This window comes from Acinetobacter sp. DSM 11652 (assembly GCF_900109815.1).
GTDB lineage: Bacteria > Pseudomonadota > Gammaproteobacteria > Pseudomonadales > Moraxellaceae > Acinetobacter.
In genome coordinates this window covers 106,005-123,217 of sequence record NZ_FOBK01000006.1, presented here as the reverse complement: position 1 = coordinate 123,217, position 17,213 = coordinate 106,005, and the positions used below count along the sequence as shown (strand labels likewise).

Genomic DNA, 17,213 nt, shown 5'->3' with positions numbered 1-17,213 from the left:
GGCAACTTTAACTAAATGTGATGCTTTGGACAAGTCAATCGCTTATTATAACGCATGATATTTTGAATATTTTTATTACTGATTAGGTGAGACAGCATGTCAGCATCAGATGCTCAGCAATCTGCAGATTTAAATGCACAAACCGTTTCAAGCATTGCACACTTAGCACGCTTGTCTTTGGATGACACTCAATCTGCTGAATATGCTCAAAGTTTGAATAAAATTTTAGGAATGATGGAAACCTTGAAAGGCATTGATACCGAAGGTGTTGAGCCATTAAAGAGCCCATTTGACCATCCGCAGCCATTACGTGAAGACGCTGTGTCTGAACAAAACCATCGTGATGACTATCAAGCCGTTGCACCAGCTGTGCAAGACGGTTTGTATCTTGTTCCACGTGTAATTGAATAATTGTTCAGTTTTGCCCTATTTAAATTTTAGTTAAGAATTTTTCTCATGACAGATTTACATCGCTTATCGGTTCGTGAACTTATCGATGGTTTAGCAAACGCTAAATTCTCTTCACGTGAATTGACGCAACATTATTTAAACCGTATTGAAAAAATTGATGCGCAAGTCAAATCTTATGTCACTGTGACTGCTGAACAAGCATTGGCTCAAGCTGATGCAGCTGATGCAGCGATCAAAGCAGGTACAGCAACCACTTTGACTGGTTTACCTATTGCACATAAAGATATTTTCTGTACGCAAGGCATTAAAACCACGGCTGGTTCTAAAATGCTAGACAACTTTATCTCTCCGTACGACGCAACCGTTGTAGCGAAAGCTAAAGCTGCGGGCCTAGTGACTTTAGGTAAAGTGAACATGGACGAATTTGCCATGGGTTCTACATCAGAATCATCTTACTTCGGTGCAACGGCGAACCCTTGGGCTTTAGATCGTGTCCCAGGCGGGTCATCAGGTGGTTCTGCTGCGGCTGTAGCAGCTGACCTTGCACCGTTTGCGACTGGTACAGATACAGGTGGTTCAATCCGTCAACCTGCATCGTTCTGTGGCCTTACAGGCTTAAAACCAACCTATGGTCGTGTATCACGTTTCGGTATGATTGCCTATGCATCATCACTTGACCAAGGTGGCCCAATGGCGCGTTCAGCAGAAGACTGTGCGTACCTTATGAACGTGATGGCAGGACATGATGCAAAAGATTCAACATCTGTACAAAAAGATGCTGATGACTACGTTGCAAACTTGAACGGCACGTCTGTAAAAGGATTACGTATTGGTATTCCAAAACAGTACTTTAATGTTGAAGGTTTAGCTGCTGACGTTAAAGCACGTGTTGAAGAATCTCTAAAAAAATTGGAAGAGATGGGCGCAACGCTTGTTGAAATTGACCTCAACATGACTGAGGCATATGTTCCAACCTATTACCTGATTGCCCCTGCTGAAGCATCGTCTAACTTGTCACGTTTTGACGGCGTACGTTATGGCTACCGCTGTGAAGATCCAAAAGACATCATGGACTTGTACAAACGTTCTCGTTCTGAAGGTTTTGGTGCTGAAGTTCAACGCCGTATCTTGATTGGTACTTATGCGCTTTCCGCAGGTTATTACGATGCCTACTATGTGAAAGCTCAAAAAGTACGTCGTTTAATCCAACAAGATTTCTTAAAAGCATTCGAGTCTGTTGACGTGATTGCTGCGCCTTCTGCGCCGACAACGGCGTATAAGATTGGTGCAAACCTTTCTCCAGTTGAAATGTACTTGGGCGATATCTATACCATCGCGGTCAACCTTGCAGGTCTTCCTGCGATTAACGCGCCTGTTGGTTTTGATCAAAATAATTTACCTGTTGGCTTACAGTTGATTGGTAACTACTGGTCAGAATCTCAATTGTTGTCTGTGGTGCACCAATACCAACAAGCAACTGATTGGCACACCAAACGCGCTGCAATTGCTGAGGAGAATGCATAATGGCGAAGAACAATGCAAAACCTAAATCAAATTTGATTGATGGTTGGGAAGTCGTTATTGGTATTGAGATTCACACTCAACTTGCGACTAAATCTAAAATCTTCTCAGGTTCTTCAACTGAATTTGGTCAAGACCCAAACACTCAAGCGAGCCTTGTTGATTTGGCAATGCCGGGCGTACTGCCTGTATTGAATAAAGAAGTGGTTGATCTTGCGATTCGCTTTGGTTTGGGTATCGATGCGTATATCGACCAAGCGTCTGTATTTGCACGTAAAAACTACTTCTACCCTGACTCGCCAAAAGGCTACCAAATCAGCCAAATGGACAACCCGATTGTGGGCTTGGGTCATATCGACATCCAACTTGAAGATGGTACAGTTAAACGCATTGGCGTGACACGTGCGCACCTTGAGGAAGATGCGGGTAAATCGATCCATGACCAATTTGAAGGCATGTCAGGCATCGACTTAAACCGTGCAGGTACACCGCTTTTAGAGATCGTATCTGAACCAGATATGCGTTCAGTTGAAGAAGCAGTTGCCTACATTAAAGCGATTCACACACTCGTGCGTTGGTTAGGTATTTCTGATGGTAACATGGCAGAAGGTTCTTTCCGTGCCGACTGTAACGTGTCTTTACGCCGTCCGGGTCAACCTTTCGGTACACGTTGTGAGCTTAAAAACCTCAACTCATTCCGTTTCATTGAACAAGCGATCAATGTTGAAATTGAACGTCAAATGGAAATCTTGGAATGGGATGGCACCATCGACCAAGAAACTCGTTTGTTCGACCCTGTGAAGATGGAAACGCGTTCAATGCGTTCGAAAGAAGAAGCGAACGATTACCGCTACTTCCCTGACCCAGACTTGTTGCCTGTGATCATTGCAGATGAGCAAATCGAAGCGATTAAAGCGACGATGCCTGAGCTTCCTGCTGCACGTCGTGCGCGTTTTGTGGCGGACTTTGGTGTGACTGAATACGATGCGCACGTTCTTACGCTTACGCGTGAAATGTCAGAGTTTTATGAAGAAGTTGTTAAGGCTGCGGGCGGTGCTGCACAAGGTAAGATTGCTGCAAACTGGGTGATGGGTGAATTCTCAGGTGCTTTAAACAAAGCGGGCTTAGAGTTGGCGGACTCTCCTGTATCAGCAGAAAAACTTGGTGGCATGATTGCACGTATTGTGGACAACACGATTAACGGTAAGATCGCGAAACAAGTGTTCGGCTTTATGTGGGAAGAAGGCAAAACTGCGGACGAGATTATTGCTGAAAAAGGCCTGAAACAGGAAACTGATACAGGCGCAATTGAAGCAATTATTAAGGAAGTACTTGCTGCCAATGAGAAAATGGTTGAAGAGTATAAATCTGGTAAAGAGAAAGCCTTTAACGGTCTTGTTGGTCAAGTGATGAAGGCTGCGAAAGGTAAAGCTAACCCTGCGCAAGTCAATGAATTAATGAAGAAATTGATTGGTTGATCTGATCTTTCTTTAAAAGAAAACCCGCTTTAGAGCGGGTTTTCTATTTGAAATTTTGATTGTATTAGACTAAATTATTAAATATTTATTAACTATATATTTATTTTTAATTAATTATGACAAATAAGAAACTTAAATCTGAAGAAATCGAATTCTCCATGTCTATCCAATCAGAGGAAATTGAAAGTTTAAAAGATGAAAATGATACAAACAAGTCTGAGACTTCAGAACCCATTGAAAATGAAGAAGAATCTAGAACAAAAAAGTTAGAGATGGAGAAAATTGCTAAAGAATACTATAGCCATCTCAATGGTACTTTATCATTCATTATGTTAGGAATTTATTTCAGTATAATCGAGTTAGATTATTTTCAAGTTTATGCAATTTTAACATCGATATTATTTACGATATATCTCACTTTTAATTTTAAAGAATATTCCACTGTAGCTAATGAATACTTAGCTCAATTCTCTGGTTTCGAGAAGATTAGAAATGCTCTACGTTTATTTATCTTTTTTATAGCATTTTTTCTTTTATTAACTGCCGCTTTTGGATTCACAGTACTCAAATCATTATCCAATTGGTTGTTTTAATTCCTGATCATTAGTTATAACACTCCTTATTTTTTACATAGGCAAGATGTCAATTCTAAAGTCTAATTCGTCAAGTAATGAAAGTAGCAAAAGGGGAAGCAAACGCTGCACAAGCCCATGAATTGATGAAGAAGTTGATTGGTTGATTTAATCTTTCTTTAAAAGAAAACCCGCTTTAGAGCGGGTTTTTTTATTTAATTCATTCCATGACATTTTTTAAATTTTTTGCCGCTTTGCCAAGGACAAAGGGCATTTCTTTGAATACCGTTGAAACGTTCCAAAATTAATTTCCTTTCCTCTTGTACTTTAAAATTATTCTCCAATTGTGTTAACTTTTTCCCAAGTACATCATCAAGAAATAAGTTTGGATTCCAACCTTGAAGAATTTTAGAAATAAAAAAATTTTCTACTAATGAAGCGGCAATCCCTAAAGGAGTATTAAGAACCCCAATGATTGTTGGCACGATCCATTTGATTAAATTTATTTTTAAATTTAAACCATGCTCTTTTAATAATTCATAATAAATATCCTGTTCGGATAAATCAGGATTAGCAAACCAATTTCTAAAAAGTTTAGAGTTAAAACTTTCTCTAATATCTAGAATTTGGTCTATTTCAACAGTTCCTTTCTTAAACATTTGATAGAAATTAGGAATCCTCTTGTTTTCACTAACCTTTTCAAATAATTCTATCTTTTCATTAGCTTTGTTAATATTTCCACTAATTGAAATAAACTTTGATCCTAAATAATCTTTTGCATAATCATCCATAATACTATTTGATAAATTATGTCTATTTTGCATCTGCAAACTATCTACAATTTCATACAGTCTCATAATTTCGAAAGTAGTCTTATAATCTAGATTATTAAAGTCTATATGCTCTTCATTTTTTATAATGTCTATATTCTTTAAAAATATAGAATCATCACGCTCATCTTTATTAATAAGCGCATTATCAAAATATTGAACTATTTTCGATCGATGACTTTCATTTACAGAGTATTTTTTATAATTTCTATCCAAATCATGCAATCCTCCTAAATACATAAGTGGTTCAATTTCATACCTAGTCTTATTGAGTAATAAATTTTTACTTCTATGAACAATAACATTAGGATTTTGAAATCTTGGAATGATTTTAATTATTTTCCGTTCCAATAATTTTGTTGAATTTACAACACCTATAAAACTAACAATCTTTAAAAAGTCTTCATCATTTATAAAAATTTCATCGTATAACATTAAACTTAAAAAAAGCTTTTCGGTACTATTTTCTATTAAGGTTCTATATTCATCGCGTTTCACAAAACCAGAATATCTGTATTCATTCTGCTGTATATCTCTTCCATTTTTATCAATAGCTGTCAAAGTTCCTAAAAGTGATGGAAAATTAGAAAGCATCACATGATTATGATTCATTAATATCAATCTCAATTTTATTATTCTTTTAAAATATCTTGAAGTAATTCAAAAGTCTAAATTATCTAAAGATTATTTCATGTTAATGCCATCAAAAAAGTATCCTCTGTTGCCAAACTCGAAGAGTAGGACGTATCTAATCTCCTCACCCCCTTGCTAAGCAGTGCTTCTCATCCCAGAGGGAGTGTCATGTGATTATTTTGATACGCGGTGTTCCCTCTCTTGAGCAATATTTAATGCATTGCTTTTAAATCGAAGCGCAAGTGATGAGAATCCTCAAAATATATTTTGAGTTCGCAAGGGAGAGGTAAAACAAAAAAATAAAGAAAACACTGTTCTATTTTTCGATCTTCATTTGCCTACTTTGACTCTTCTATACTGATTTCATCATCAAGAAGAAATGAAACAAATCATGAAATCAACAGTACTCAACGCCCAAAGCTACGGACAAACCGAAGTCCTCGAATTTACAGACTACATCCTCCCACCATTAAACCATGACATGGCACGCATCCAAGTCAAAGCCGCAGGAATTAACCCCATTGATGCACGTCGCATGACAGGTGAATTCAAACACGCACAACTCCCACAAACCTTTGGAACTGAATTTGCTGGAGTAATCGTAGAAGTACCTGAAAACAGTGCATGGAAAGTCGGTGACGAAGTGTTGGGTTCTGGTGGAGCATTTACCCATGCAACCGTGATAGACGTTCCCCTCGCCAATTTAGTCGCAAAACCGAAAAATATAGAATGGTCGATTGCAGGCTCGATTGCAGGAGCAGCTCAAACTGCCATGACCATTTTAGATGAAATTGGTCCAATGCAAAGCTTATTGGTACACGGTGGGTCAGGCGGTGTGGGTTCAATCACCATTCAATTGGCAGTGAGTCGCGGCATTACAGTTGTGGCAACAGCATCAGCAAAAAACCAAGACTATATCCGCAGTTTAGGTGCGATTCCTGTCGTGTACGGCGAAGGTTTAATTGAGCGTCTGAAACAAGTCCACCCAGATCAATTTGATGCTTCAATTGATATGGCAGGCAACGAAGATGCCACTCAAGCCTCATTAGCAACAGTGAAAAATGGCGGATTTATGGGTACGATTGCAGGACGCAAACTATCATCCGCTAAAATTCAAGCAGTATGGGTTAAACGTAATGTTTCCAATTTAAAACTCGTGGTCGAAAGCGTTGCAGATAATACATTCAATTGGACAGTCAGTCGTGAATATCTTTTTACAGAAGCACAGCAAGCCTATCGAGACATTTTAGAGGGTCATACGCAAGGTAAAAGCGTACTGTTATTCAAATAATTACTATGCGTACAATGTGAAAAGGCAGGATATCATCCTGCCTTTTTTCTAGTTTGAATTATGATATTGAGTAAATCCACCCTACATTCATCAATCGCTAAATTATGTATATTCTTACGATTGATTGAAATTCGAGATTAGCGAGTGATCCCAAGCTTGTTCCAAATATCTGGGGTGAGGAATGTTGTCACCAATTTATTTAAATCAATATAACGCACCACCCCTTTCAGCTGATTATTCACTTCAGGGTTTTTAATGATTTCTTCCCCTGCACTACGACCCAATGCTTGGAAACTTTCACCAACAGCTTGAATACCCTCAGCTTGAATCACCGCTTTGGTCTGTGTTGAACATTGCTCTACGATCACACGTTGCAAGACTTGCGCTAACTTTTGATCCAATGCCGTACGTTGATCAGCACTGACATTACTAAACCCTTTTAAATCAGGATGAGTAGATAATGCTGAATATGTCCACTGTAGTACTGTCGTTTTATCAGCAGCGGTCGTCGACTTGACCAAACAATCACTCAATTGATCTACAGCTGGTCCCGCATTCGAAAATGTCGATACGCCCATGATCAAAGCCGATGCACACAGTGTACGTAAAGCAGTTTTATTCATTTTTAATGTCATCACTTAAACTCAATTTTCATCGTTGTCATTATGTTTTTGTTGTATCACATCCTGAACGCATTTCCCTACAGATACACTGTAAAACAAGTAAGCACATGAAAATTTAGGTAGTAAATTTGCTAAATCATGCACATCAATGATCATAAATTGACAATAAAGCTTCAAAACCAGTGGGAATAGACGTCAAATTCAAACTATCAATTTTTTAAATAGTTTCCACCAAAATATATAAATTGGATAAGTAGTTAAAAATCAGTAATGATCTTATTCAGGGCAAAAAACTCGGAATTGAATCATGGAAAGAAGAATTAAGATTGCGCTCATTGGTGGTGGTATTGCTGGATTAGCTTTAATGACCAACCTGGTAAAGAATAAAAAATTTGATGTGCATTTATATGAGTCAGCAGCACAGTTTTCAGAAATTGGCGCAGGCATTTCATTTGGTGCCAATGCTGTTAAAGCAATTGAGCTTCTAGGCTTGGGTGAAGAATATCACGCCATTGCGGATACAGTTGCTGCGCCTTATCAAGATATCTGGTTCCAATGGCGTAATGGCTATACCGATGAATACCTATCGGCTTCAATCGCACCTCAAGTCGGTCAATCTTCAGTGCATCGTGCTGATTTTTTAGATGCACTTATTCCATTTGTTCCTTCACAAAATGCACATTTCAATAAACGTGTGCAATCTGTTGAAGCTTCAAGCGCTGCTGTTCGTTTAACTTTCCAAGATGGTGAAGTGGTTGAAGCAGATTACGTGATTGGTTGTGATGGTATCCATTCTGTTGTGCGTGATCATGTATTGGCATCGCATCAACTTCCAAAAGTCGATCCTCAATTTTCAGGAACATGGGCTTATCGCGGCATTATCAAATATTTAGATTTTAAACAGGTCATTGCAGAACTTGGACACGATCCTGAACTTGCAGATGTCCCACAAATGTTATTAGGTAAAGACAAACACATCTTAACTTTCCCTATTCGTAAAGGTGAAGAAATCAATATTGTTGCCTTTAAGTCAGATCGCAAGAATACAACTCTGCCAGAAGGGACTCCTTGGACACGACCAATAACCAAAACTGAAATGCTGGCTGATTTTGCGGATTGGAGTGAGAGCTGTCGCGCATTACTGAACTTAATTGAAAAACCTACCATCTGGGCGCTTCATGAGATTGAGCCACTTAAGACCTATCAGAACAGTGAACACAATGTCATTCTGATTGGTGATGCAGCACATGCCATGTTGCCACACCAAGGAGCTGGTGCTGGTCAAGGTCTTGAAGATGCTTTAATTCTCTCTGCATTATTCAAACATCTAGAACAACACCCTGCGCAAATTTGCACTGAAGATCTTGCACAACTCTCTCATGTCTATGAGCAACTGCGTAAAGAGCGTGCCATTCGTGTACAAAATACGTCGCGCGAATCTGGTGAGATTTACGAATTATATTCGCCGCTATATCCAGATTTTGACAGTGTAGGTCAACATTTGGCACACCGTTTTGATTGGTTATGGCAACACGATTTAGAGAAAGACGTTGAACTTGCACAACAACGCTTAGGCCAAGCAATAGAGAAACATCTCGTGGCTGAAGCCATATAAATAAGCAAAAACATTAACAGGACTGTTATCAACCGATTCATTGACCAGGGAGGTCTCCGTGAATACGTTAAATGCAAATGAAATTATTGATCATGCCAAACTCAAAGCCATTCACTGGCGAGTCATCTTACTCAGCGCATTGATTATTATTTTTGATGGCTATGACTTAGTCATCTACGGTGTGGCATTGCCTAAACTCATGCAAGAATGGGCAATCGATCCAATGACCGCGGGCTTCTTAGGAAGTCTTGCCCTCTTTGGCATGATGTTTGGAGCCATCATTTTTGGCAGTATGAGTGACAAACTTGAAAAATATGGCTTTAGCCGTAAAAAACTGATTGCAGTTTGTATTGTCATTTTTAGTGGTTTTACCGTGATGTGTGGCCTAGCCAGCAATCCTCAAGAGTTCGGGATCTATCGCTTTATTGCTGGCTTAGGTCTTGGTGGCGTGATGCCGAACGTTATTACACTAATGACAGAGTATGCGCCTAAGCGTTTACGATCCACCTTAGTGTCATTGATGTTTAGTGGTTACGCTGTAGGCGGAATGTGCTCTGCCATTTTAGGTATGTGGCTAGTACCGCAATTTGGCTGGAAAATCATGTTTATGATTGCAGGTATTCCACTCATTCTATTGCCAATCATTTGGAAATTATTGCCTGAATCCATCGATTACTTGGTTCGTCAAAATAAGCATAAAGAAGCTGCTCACATCTTAGAACAAATTGACACAAATCTAAGAATTCCTGCTGATATGCGCATTAGTCTGCATCAAGAAAACCAAGAATCGTCTAAATCACCAGTGAAAGACTTATTTACTGAAAGTCGTGGTGTAACCACTGTTCTATTCTGGGCAAGTGTCTTTATGGCATTGGTATTGGTATACGCGCTTGGTAACTGGTTACCTAAACTGATGATGGAAGCTGGCTACAACCTCTCTACCAGTTTAGTGTTCCTATTTGCGCTCAATATTGGCGGTATGCTGGGTGCAATTTTTGGTGGTTTTTTTGCTGATAAATTCAGTTTACCTAAAGTTCTGTGTACCTTGTTTGTGAGCGGCGCAATTTCCCTATTCTTGTTAAGCTATAACTTACCAACCATGGTGCTTTACTTCTGTGTAGCAGTCGCAGGTGCAGCATCGATTGGCGGACAAATTTTATTGTTGGCTTATATGTCACAATATTATTCATCTAACATACGTGCAACAGGTCTAGGTATGGCACTTGGCGTAGGTCGTTTAGGCGCGATCTTGGGTCCGATCTTATGTGGATGGTTACTCAGCCTTAATTTGCCAGTGCAATATAATTTCATTGCCTTATCTATCCCTTGTATGATTGCAGTGATCAGTGTGACTGCGATCCATCTACGCAATAAAAAAATTGCAGGCGCAGCAAACGGCGTTAAAAACGTGGCTTATGAGTAGATGATTCATCAACAACATCTAAGTCATTAAAAATAAAAGAGAGAGTTAACTCTCTCTTTTTTTGTTACAGTGGTTATTCGATATAGCGACTGTCTCTAAATATTTACAAGGAATGTAAAGTTGATCGATTTAAGTCTGATTAAAGTTTTTATTATTATTTATCAAACTCAAAATATCAGTCACGCCGCAGAGCGTTTGAATCTCAGTCAACCTTCCGTCACCTATAATTTAAATCGACTGCGGAAAATGCTGAATGATCAGCTTTTTGTACGTGACAAGTTTGGTGTTAAACCCACTAAGCTTGCACAAAGTCTTTATCCAAGTTTTTACGAAGCGATTGTTAAAATTGATATGGCGATTGATTCTGCCAAGCATTTTGACCCGTTAACCTCTTCAAAAGTATTTCGTTTAGGCATTTCTGATTTAGGAGAAATTTGTTTACTTCCCTCGCTGATTGAATATTTAGAACAACATGCTCCCAATATCAAACTTGAAATTGAGGAAATTCACTCAGAAAAAGTAGAGGAATGGCTGGTTGAAGGCTTTTTGGATGTGGCTGTTTTTAATAGCAGTCACACCATTATGCCCAAAATTGAATCTCGAAATTTGTTTGAGGAACGTTATGTCTGTATCGCTAAAAAAGAGCATCCGCGCATACAGCAAAAGCTCAGCATGGAAGCGTATTTATCGGAAAAACATGTTGCGATCAAATCGAGTACTGGTCATATTGAAATTGATCAGCGTTTAAAAGAACTTGGTCATTCTCGTCAGATCATGCTTGAAGTCCCACATTTCAGTGTTTTGCAGAACGTGGTAAAACACTCAGAACTTCTGGTTACTTTGCCTTCGAGAGCCGCGAAGGTTTATCAGCAGCATACGGATATCCAAATTTTTGAACTCCCTTTTGAAGTTCGCCCATTCAATGTCAGTGTTAACTGGTATAACCATAAGGATGACTTAGACGCACGTAAGTGGTTTTGTAAGATTCTAAAAAATATTTTCAGCACGCTCTAAGTTCTCACTCAGACATAAAAAAGGCTCGTATATACGAGCCTTTTTTTAATAATTTAAATCCATGATGGGCACTACTTTTCCAAAATAGATTCAAATGCTTTTAGACGTTTACGGATAGAAAGTAGTTCAATAATCGTTTTCCACGAACTCACCAAATATTGGAATGACTCACGAACACGATTGAATACACCCATAATTTGTTGGATCAATCCCAGTGTCAACAGGCCTGCTGCAATCGCGGGGAACAACACAAATAACATATAGAGATTGTCCAGTTGTCCATACCAACGTGCAAACAAATTGAAATAGGCATAATGGAAATACAATTTAAAATAGTTAGCACGAATATTCTTAAAAAGTTGTTTTAAGGTTGCAGGTTGCGCACGATTTTCATGGTCTTCGCCGTATACCAACTCTTTACGATATGCCGCTTCCACTTTTTGATTATTAAATTCTAATCCTGGCAGTTTCATACCCACCACCATTAATAAGACAGTTCCAAATACCGCCCATCCAATCGCTGCCCATACTAAAGAATATTGCAACTCACCAATAAACGGTAAAACAGGCACTTTCGCCGACAATACAAATAATAAAGGAAGAAAGGCAATTAACATCAGTACTGCACGGACTAACTCAACCCCTAAATCCTCAACGATCGTTGCAAAACGCATGGTGTCTTCCTGTACACGTTGCGAAGCACCTTCGATATGACGCAATTTCTCCCAATGCTGAACATAGTATTCGTTCATTGCTGTACGCCATCTAAAAATATAGTGACTGGTAAAGAAAGCGCTGATGACGCCTGATGTCACTGAAATACTGGCCAAGCTGATAAAGGTCCATGATTCCGCATAGAGTTTATCCACCTCACCACCACCAGAATTTAAAATCTGTTGAATAGAATCCCAAAATGGTACATACCATGCATTCACAGCAACGCTGACTTGTACTGTTAACCAAATATTAAAAAGGATAAATGCAGATCCCCATACTGACCAACGCTGCCACGGATTGTCTGATTTTATTTTCCAAAACAGTGCAAATAAGGCGGTCGCCACCAAGAACCATAGATAGAACCACAAAAATTGTGGTGACCAAAAACGACTGATATTAATCGCAAGTTCAGCTTCTGCATAACCTTGAGGAAAACCTAAATATTCGCCCCATTGTTTTCCATCCGCAAAAAACCATAAAGCGAGATTAATAAAAAACCACAAGACGACAGAGAGAAAAAACCTCTTTGGGTTCGGAAAAAATGACTTAAACATTCAGCGCTTATATCCCTAATTTTGTTTGAATGAATTTTCTGAATAGTAATCCTAATTCTGCTGAGTCGGTGCGTTTTTTAGAAATTTTTTGTTATATCTATTGCACGCTCAGGATTGTTGTAACATAAAAAAGCCCCGCAATGCAGGGCTTTTCATCGACTTTAATTAATCGCGAGTTTTTACATCGTACAATTCAATTTCAAAGATTAGATTAGAATTGGCTGGGATAATATTCCCCATTTTACGCTCACCATAAGCCAAATGTGCAGGCACAATCAGTTTACGCTTACCCCCAACTTTCATTCCAATAATACCTTGATCCCAGCCTTTAATGACACGACCTGTACCAATCACAGTCTCAAAGTAATTACCACGGTCTAATGATGAATCAAACTTCTTACCATCTTCCAACCAACCAGTATAATGAGTGGTAATTAAAGCACCTTTTACAGCCTCTTTACCTTCACCTACCACTAAGTCAATAATTTCTAATTCAGCCGTCATGTGCTTACTCCAAATTTAATCTTTAAAATCTTAGTGGCTTACTGTAATTGAGTCCACTCAATCTCAGCTTGACCTTGATCTGACATCAATGTCCACTCGCCATCCATCACATTCAATTGCAGTTGCATTGTACGTTCGCACAATGCTTGGATTTGTGCCGTTGTTTTTTCACTGAGTTGCCAGATTTGCACATTTTTCAATGTTTTCAATTTACTGTTGCGCTTATACCATTCATCCACTGATGATCCATAAGTGACCACCGCAACTTCCTTACAACGCGCACTCGCTTTTTTTACTTTATCTTCGTCTGGACTACCCACTTCAATCCATTTTTCTAACTGACCTGTTAAATCTTTCTGCCAAAGTGCTGGCTCATCAGTTTCAAATAAATCTTTAGTAAATTCTAAATGCTCATCTGCAAAACGAGCATATGCCAATACTCGAACCATCAAACGTTCAATCGTTTCCGACGGATGTAGAGCCATCGTTAACTGATAGTCGCCATATTGATGAACATCCATATTGGCTATGTTTAAATCTGCTTTATAAATCGTCGCTTTTAACGCCATAAGGGGTATCCTCAAATTTGTTGCTAAGCATACCCGATTCAGCGTACATTGAGAAAATGCTTTTCAATCCGTCTGTATTCTGAGTTGAATGATCTAACGATTTTATTGATCATCGATTCGCGCCTTAAGAATTGATTGCTCTAAATGCTCCCAATCTTGATTCTGCTGGGTTATCACTTCAATCCTATTATCAATATTCTCTTCGCCTGATTTGTAATTGAATTGATCAGGATTAAAATTGAATGTCATCCAACCTTGGTTGGTATTGAAGATGCCTTTAATACGTACCCAGTGTTTTAGCTCACAAAGGATGTCTAATAATTCATAAAAATCAAACTGCCAACGTTTTGGAAGCTTCCATCCTGCCACAATATACCCTTGAGCCTGTTCGACGTAATGATATGGAAGTTGCTTTACAGCTGGCATTTCCTCATCAGCTTTGAACTGTCGCTGAACCTTGAATAAGGGTTGCATTGAACGCTGAATTCCCACATAAGGATAATCTATTTGTTCTAAGCGAATATTGCCTTGATCAGCTTCAAGCCAATGTGGAATATAAGCTAAATATTGTTGTTTTAAATCAGCCAATTCTTTTCGATCCATGTCATTCATGTCCGAAGCATGAGACACAACCACAACTTGAGCCGCTTTTAACTGATCTTGATATAAACTCTGCCTCATCCAATCAGAGTCATGTAAACGAGATCCATCAATCACGGTCACTACAGAACGCATGGCAACTAGATGTTGCCAATGTGGTTCAGTCAGTTGTTCAACCAACTGTGCAGGATGACCCAACCCTGTCGGCTCTATAAATAACCGATCTGGGTGAGATTCTTGTAATAACCGAGACAATGCAATTTGCATTGGCAATTGACTTGTACAACACAGACATCCACCCAATAGCTCTTTGATTTCATAGCCATCATTATTTGGCAATAACTGTTGATCAACGCCAATTTGACCAAACTCATTCATCAATACAGCCCATCGCTCATTTTTAGGTTTAAATTTGAGAAGTTGTTGTAAAAGCGTGGTTTTCCCTGCACCTAAAAAACCTGTAATGATATGTGTAGGCACTGACTGAGTTGCAAGTACTTTCAAAATGGATCTCTGAATTTGAAGAGGTGTACGGATTCTTGTCGGAATTTATCTAAAAAACAAGTCTAGGATAATTTTCCTCATAATTTATATGAATGCATGAATTCAAAAAACTAAATGATTGGAATTAAATAGGATAAGTGAACTGTTGAATCAAAATTGAAAATATGTAAATCTATTTCACAGATCATTACTCTGAATTTAATTCAAAACTTCAATTTTGATTTTCTAATCGAACCTTTTCAAATGTAAAACTAAGTAAAAAAATTGCTGTTTTTTTCTTCACCATGACATATTTTTTGACAACTTTATGAGGCATATTGACTCTCATTGAGACAAAAAAAATACATTACACCTTGGTTTGTTAGTCGTGCGTTAACTATCGTGTTTCACTTTGTTGCATTGATTGCCCAATTGAGCTTCTGGACTTAGGATGAATTTCGTTGACTCGCTAACCGTATTAGAGGCGATTCAGCTTTTAACATTTTACGCGATGATCTAGATTTAATTTCATATTCGCTTCTCTCCTCGGAAAGCTTATGAGATTAAATTCTAATTTATTTTATTGAATAAGGATGCCACTCATGAATTTAGTTAAAACTTTATTAGCAACTACACTTGCCTTCACAGCTTTCTCAACATTTGCTGCAACAGAAGCAAAAGATGAAAAAAAACAGGAAGTGTTGATTTCTTCTCAAGAACAACCAGTGAATGCTGAAACTACTGCTGCTGGTCAACCAACAGCTGCTCAACCGGGTACAGAGGTTGCAGCTGAAGAAGGTACTGAAGCTCCTGTAGCTCAACCTGCTCAGTAATTAATCAAAAATAAATTGACTGAATTTTAGACCGAGTCTTCCGCCGATGGCTTGATCTGATTAAAAGTAGAGCTTTGCTACAGCTCTACTTTTTTATGCCTGTTTTTTTTGAATAATTCTCTATAAATTACGATAAACACATATACATAATTATTATAAAACGATATAAATGACAAATAAATCACATATTTTAACCAAAAAGCCAATTTAATTCTAAGCACGTGACATGAAAATGAAGAAATTTCTTGGGATAGCTATACTCAGCCTATGGCTGGTTGCATGTTCCAAACCTTTACCAGAGGATAAACTGGATTATGTAGGACATTGGATTAGCGCGGACAGTCGTGTTCAATTGAATATTACTGCTAATGGTCGTATAGAATATAGTAACAATCAGCTCAGTAAAAAAACCGCCGTTTCAGCTCCAATTAAACAGTTTTCAGATACTGGATTTGAAACAGGTTTAGGTCCTATCAACACGAAATTTATTGTCACTCGTCACCCCTACAAGGATGCACAAGGGAATTGGTACATGATTGTCGATGGACATACCCTCGCCAAGCTACAAAATCCATAAAAAAAGACTTCACCATGTGAAGTCTTTTTTCTTAAACCGATTTCTTATATATGCTGCAAGAAGGATGATGATTTTCATTCAAACGAGCAATTTTACGATGCTCAGCAGCTTCAAAACGACAGCGTTTCCAGTCATTATCTAGGTTTAGCGGTGGAATTTGTTTTGGTTTCCCATGTTCATCCACAGCGACCATTGTGAAATAACAACTATTGGTATGTCGTACCGTACGTTTTTGAATATTTTGTGCTTCAACGCGGATCCCAATTTCCATTGAGGTACGCCCCACATGATTCACACTGGCTAAAAAAGTCACCAACTCACCCACGTGGATTGGTTCTTTAAAGTTCACTTTATCAACAGATAAAGTTACCACATAAGAACCTGAATATCGACTTGCACACGCATAAGCAACTTGGTCAAGCAGCTTTAAAATTGTTCCACCATGTACATTACCTGAGAAATTCGCCATATCCGGCGTCATTAATACAGACATCGTTAATTCAGACTGATCATCTGCAAGCGGTAACGCTTGGTTAAATTCGGACATAAATATTAGAACTCAATCATGACAGGAGATTTAATACACTATTATAACTTTTTTCTTGATTATAAAATGTTTAAATCAGAAACAAACTCCAATAATTTCAAGACTTGATAGCTTAAAAGTATCAGAGGAAATCATTCACTCTCTGAAGCTATGATAAATTTGCTTAAAATTTATTCATCTTTGACTAAACGAAGCATCTCAGCCGAAATATTATCGTATTTTAACTTTAACGATGCTTGATTCTTGACTTGGATTTCATAGGTTTCATCATAGTTAATTCGTATTATTTCAAATGTAATATCTGAATTTGACGCTAAATAAACAATTTGACCAACTTGAAAAACTGACACACTACACCTTAATTTATATTTCATCTTTTTAAGGGTTAGATAAAGTACTAACCCTCGTTTTTATCACC

The 17,213-nt window shown here is 38.3% G+C and carries 18 protein-coding genes; 10 read left to right on the top strand and 8 right to left on the bottom strand.

Going from position 1 to position 17,213, the window contains the following annotated elements; translation table 11 throughout:
- Nucleotides 1-96 precede the first annotated feature (96 nt).
- From gatC to BMW42_RS07860, 4 genes are all read left to right on the top strand, one after another.
- A complete protein-coding gene (gene gatC, locus BMW42_RS07875; protein WP_035269791.1) occupies nt 97-411 on the top strand; it encodes an Asp-tRNA(Asn)/Glu-tRNA(Gln) amidotransferase subunit GatC in 315 nt (104 codons plus the stop codon).
- 45 nt (nt 412-456) lie between these two features.
- Nucleotides 457-1,935, top strand: a complete 1,479-nt coding sequence (gene gatA, locus BMW42_RS07870; RefSeq protein ID WP_092766997.1) for an Asp-tRNA(Asn)/Glu-tRNA(Gln) amidotransferase subunit GatA — start codon at nt 457-459, stop codon at nt 1,933-1,935.
- Nucleotides 1,935-3,410 (top strand): Asp-tRNA(Asn)/Glu-tRNA(Gln) amidotransferase subunit GatB, encoded by a 1,476-nt coding sequence (gatB, locus tag BMW42_RS07865; protein ID WP_035269785.1) that lies wholly within the window; start codon nt 1,935-1,937, stop codon nt 3,408-3,410. The genes gatA and gatB overlap by 1 nt, the downstream gene beginning before the upstream one ends.
- Nucleotides 3,411-3,568: 158 nt before the next feature.
- Nucleotides 3,569-4,003 (top strand): hypothetical protein, encoded by a 435-nt coding sequence (locus BMW42_RS07860; RefSeq protein ID WP_035269782.1) that lies wholly within the window; start codon nt 3,569-3,571, stop codon nt 4,001-4,003.
- Between the two features lie 194 nt (nt 4,004-4,197).
- Here the strand turns inward: BMW42_RS07860 and BMW42_RS07855 are convergent, their stop codons facing one another.
- Complete coding sequence (locus BMW42_RS07855; protein WP_092766996.1) at nt 4,198-5,424, bottom strand: SEC-C metal-binding domain-containing protein; 1,227 nt, start codon at nt 5,422-5,424, stop codon at nt 4,198-4,200.
- 412 nt (nt 5,425-5,836) lie between these two features.
- Here BMW42_RS07855 and BMW42_RS07850 point away from each other — a divergent pair, with 412 nt between their 5' ends.
- Nucleotides 5,837-6,736 (top strand): NADP-dependent oxidoreductase, encoded by a 900-nt coding sequence (locus BMW42_RS07850; protein WP_171260694.1) that lies wholly within the window; start codon nt 5,837-5,839, stop codon nt 6,734-6,736.
- A gap of 137 nt (nt 6,737-6,873) precedes the next feature.
- Here the strand turns inward: BMW42_RS07850 and BMW42_RS07845 are convergent, their stop codons facing one another.
- Nucleotides 6,874-7,374 (bottom strand): hypothetical protein, encoded by a 501-nt coding sequence (locus tag BMW42_RS07845; RefSeq protein ID WP_416224320.1) that lies wholly within the window; start codon nt 7,372-7,374, stop codon nt 6,874-6,876.
- A 292-nt stretch (nt 7,375-7,666) separates the two neighbouring features.
- Here BMW42_RS07845 and salA point away from each other — a divergent pair, with 292 nt between their 5' ends.
- From salA to BMW42_RS07830, 3 genes are all read left to right on the top strand, one after another.
- On the top strand, nt 7,667-8,974 hold the full coding sequence (gene salA / locus BMW42_RS07840) for a salicylate 1-monooxygenase (protein WP_092766993.1): 1,308 nt from the start codon (nt 7,667-7,669) through the stop codon (nt 8,972-8,974).
- 58 nt (nt 8,975-9,032) lie between these two features.
- On the top strand, nt 9,033-10,397 hold the full coding sequence (locus BMW42_RS07835) for an MFS transporter (RefSeq protein WP_051586596.1): 1,365 nt from the start codon (nt 9,033-9,035) through the stop codon (nt 10,395-10,397).
- Nucleotides 10,398-10,520: 123 nt separating this feature from the next.
- On the top strand, nt 10,521-11,411 hold the full coding sequence (locus BMW42_RS07830; protein ID WP_228143106.1) for a LysR family transcriptional regulator: 891 nt from the start codon (nt 10,521-10,523) through the stop codon (nt 11,409-11,411).
- 71 nt (nt 11,412-11,482) lie between these two features.
- Here the strand turns inward: BMW42_RS07830 and sbmA are convergent, their stop codons facing one another.
- From sbmA to BMW42_RS07810, 4 genes are all read right to left on the bottom strand, one after another.
- Entirely contained in the window at nt 11,483-12,682 is a 1,200-nt protein-coding gene (gene sbmA / locus BMW42_RS07825; protein ID WP_092766991.1) for a peptide antibiotic transporter SbmA, read from the bottom strand.
- 165 nt (nt 12,683-12,847) lie between these two features.
- Nucleotides 12,848-13,186, bottom strand: coding sequence for an FKBP-type peptidyl-prolyl cis-trans isomerase (locus BMW42_RS07820; protein WP_092766990.1), 339 nt, complete (start codon nt 13,184-13,186; stop codon nt 12,848-12,850).
- Between the two features lie 38 nt (nt 13,187-13,224).
- Entirely contained in the window at nt 13,225-13,755 is a 531-nt protein-coding gene (locus BMW42_RS07815) for a YaeQ family protein (protein ID WP_092766989.1), read from the bottom strand.
- Nucleotides 13,756-13,857: 102 nt separating this feature from the next.
- The gene (locus BMW42_RS07810; RefSeq protein ID WP_092766988.1) at nt 13,858-14,859 is read right to left on the bottom strand and encodes a CobW family GTP-binding protein; all 1,002 of its coding nucleotides are present in this window, start codon (nt 14,857-14,859) and stop codon (nt 13,858-13,860) included.
- 581 nt (nt 14,860-15,440) lie between these two features.
- Between BMW42_RS07810 and BMW42_RS07805 the strand changes: the two genes are divergently transcribed.
- Together BMW42_RS07805 and BMW42_RS07800 are read left to right on the top strand one after the other, a co-directional pair.
- Nucleotides 15,441-15,671 (top strand): hypothetical protein, encoded by a 231-nt coding sequence (locus tag BMW42_RS07805; RefSeq protein ID WP_035268355.1) that lies wholly within the window; start codon nt 15,441-15,443, stop codon nt 15,669-15,671.
- Nucleotides 15,672-15,897: 226 nt separating this feature from the next.
- On the top strand, nt 15,898-16,248 hold the full coding sequence (locus BMW42_RS07800) for a hypothetical protein (RefSeq protein ID WP_228143104.1): 351 nt from the start codon (nt 15,898-15,900) through the stop codon (nt 16,246-16,248).
- Nucleotides 16,249-16,279: 31 nt separating this feature from the next.
- Here BMW42_RS07800 and BMW42_RS07795 read toward each other — a convergent pair whose 3' ends face one another.
- Nucleotides 16,280-16,795: an acyl-CoA thioesterase gene (locus BMW42_RS07795; RefSeq protein ID WP_035268353.1), complete on the bottom strand. Its 516-nt coding sequence runs from the start codon at nt 16,793-16,795 to the stop codon at nt 16,280-16,282.
- A gap of 170 nt (nt 16,796-16,965) precedes the next feature.
- Entirely contained in the window at nt 16,966-17,145 is a 180-nt protein-coding gene (locus BMW42_RS07790) for a hypothetical protein (RefSeq protein WP_035268348.1), read from the bottom strand.
- Between the last annotated feature and the right edge of the window lie 68 nt (nt 17,146-17,213).

Excerpts from the sequence above, each read along its gene's own strand:
- gatB (WP_035269785.1), top strand. The coding sequence starts at position 1,935 with ATGGCGAAGAACAATGCAAAACCTAAATCAAATTTGATTGATGGTTGG.
- BMW42_RS07805 (WP_035268355.1), top strand. The coding sequence starts at position 15,441 with ATGAATTTAGTTAAAACTTTATTAGCAACTACACTTGCCTTCACAGCT.
- salA (WP_092766993.1), top strand. The coding sequence starts at position 7,667 with ATGGAAAGAAGAATTAAGATTGCGCTCATTGGTGGTGGTATTGCTGGA.
- gatA (WP_092766997.1), top strand. The coding sequence starts at position 457 with ATGACAGATTTACATCGCTTATCGGTTCGTGAACTTATCGATGGTTTA.
- gatC (WP_035269791.1), top strand. The coding sequence starts at position 97 with ATGTCAGCATCAGATGCTCAGCAATCTGCAGATTTAAATGCACAAACC.
- BMW42_RS07850 (WP_171260694.1), top strand. The coding sequence starts at position 5,837 with ATGAAATCAACAGTACTCAACGCCCAAAGCTACGGACAAACCGAAGTC.
- BMW42_RS07815 (WP_092766989.1), bottom strand. The coding sequence starts at position 13,755 with ATGGCGTTAAAAGCGACGATTTATAAAGCAGATTTAAACATAGCCAAT.
- BMW42_RS07820 (WP_092766990.1), bottom strand. The coding sequence starts at position 13,186 with ATGACGGCTGAATTAGAAATTATTGACTTAGTGGTAGGTGAAGGTAAA.
- BMW42_RS07860 (WP_035269782.1), top strand. The coding sequence starts at position 3,569 with ATGTCTATCCAATCAGAGGAAATTGAAAGTTTAAAAGATGAAAATGAT.
- BMW42_RS07795 (WP_035268353.1), bottom strand. The coding sequence starts at position 16,795 with ATGTCCGAATTTAACCAAGCGTTACCGCTTGCAGATGATCAGTCTGAA.
- BMW42_RS07855 (WP_092766996.1), bottom strand. The coding sequence starts at position 5,424 with ATGAATCATAATCATGTGATGCTTTCTAATTTTCCATCACTTTTAGGA.
- sbmA (WP_092766991.1), bottom strand. The coding sequence starts at position 12,682 with ATGTTTAAGTCATTTTTTCCGAACCCAAAGAGGTTTTTTCTCTCTGTC.
- BMW42_RS07800 (WP_228143104.1), top strand. The coding sequence starts at position 15,898 with ATGAAAATGAAGAAATTTCTTGGGATAGCTATACTCAGCCTATGGCTG.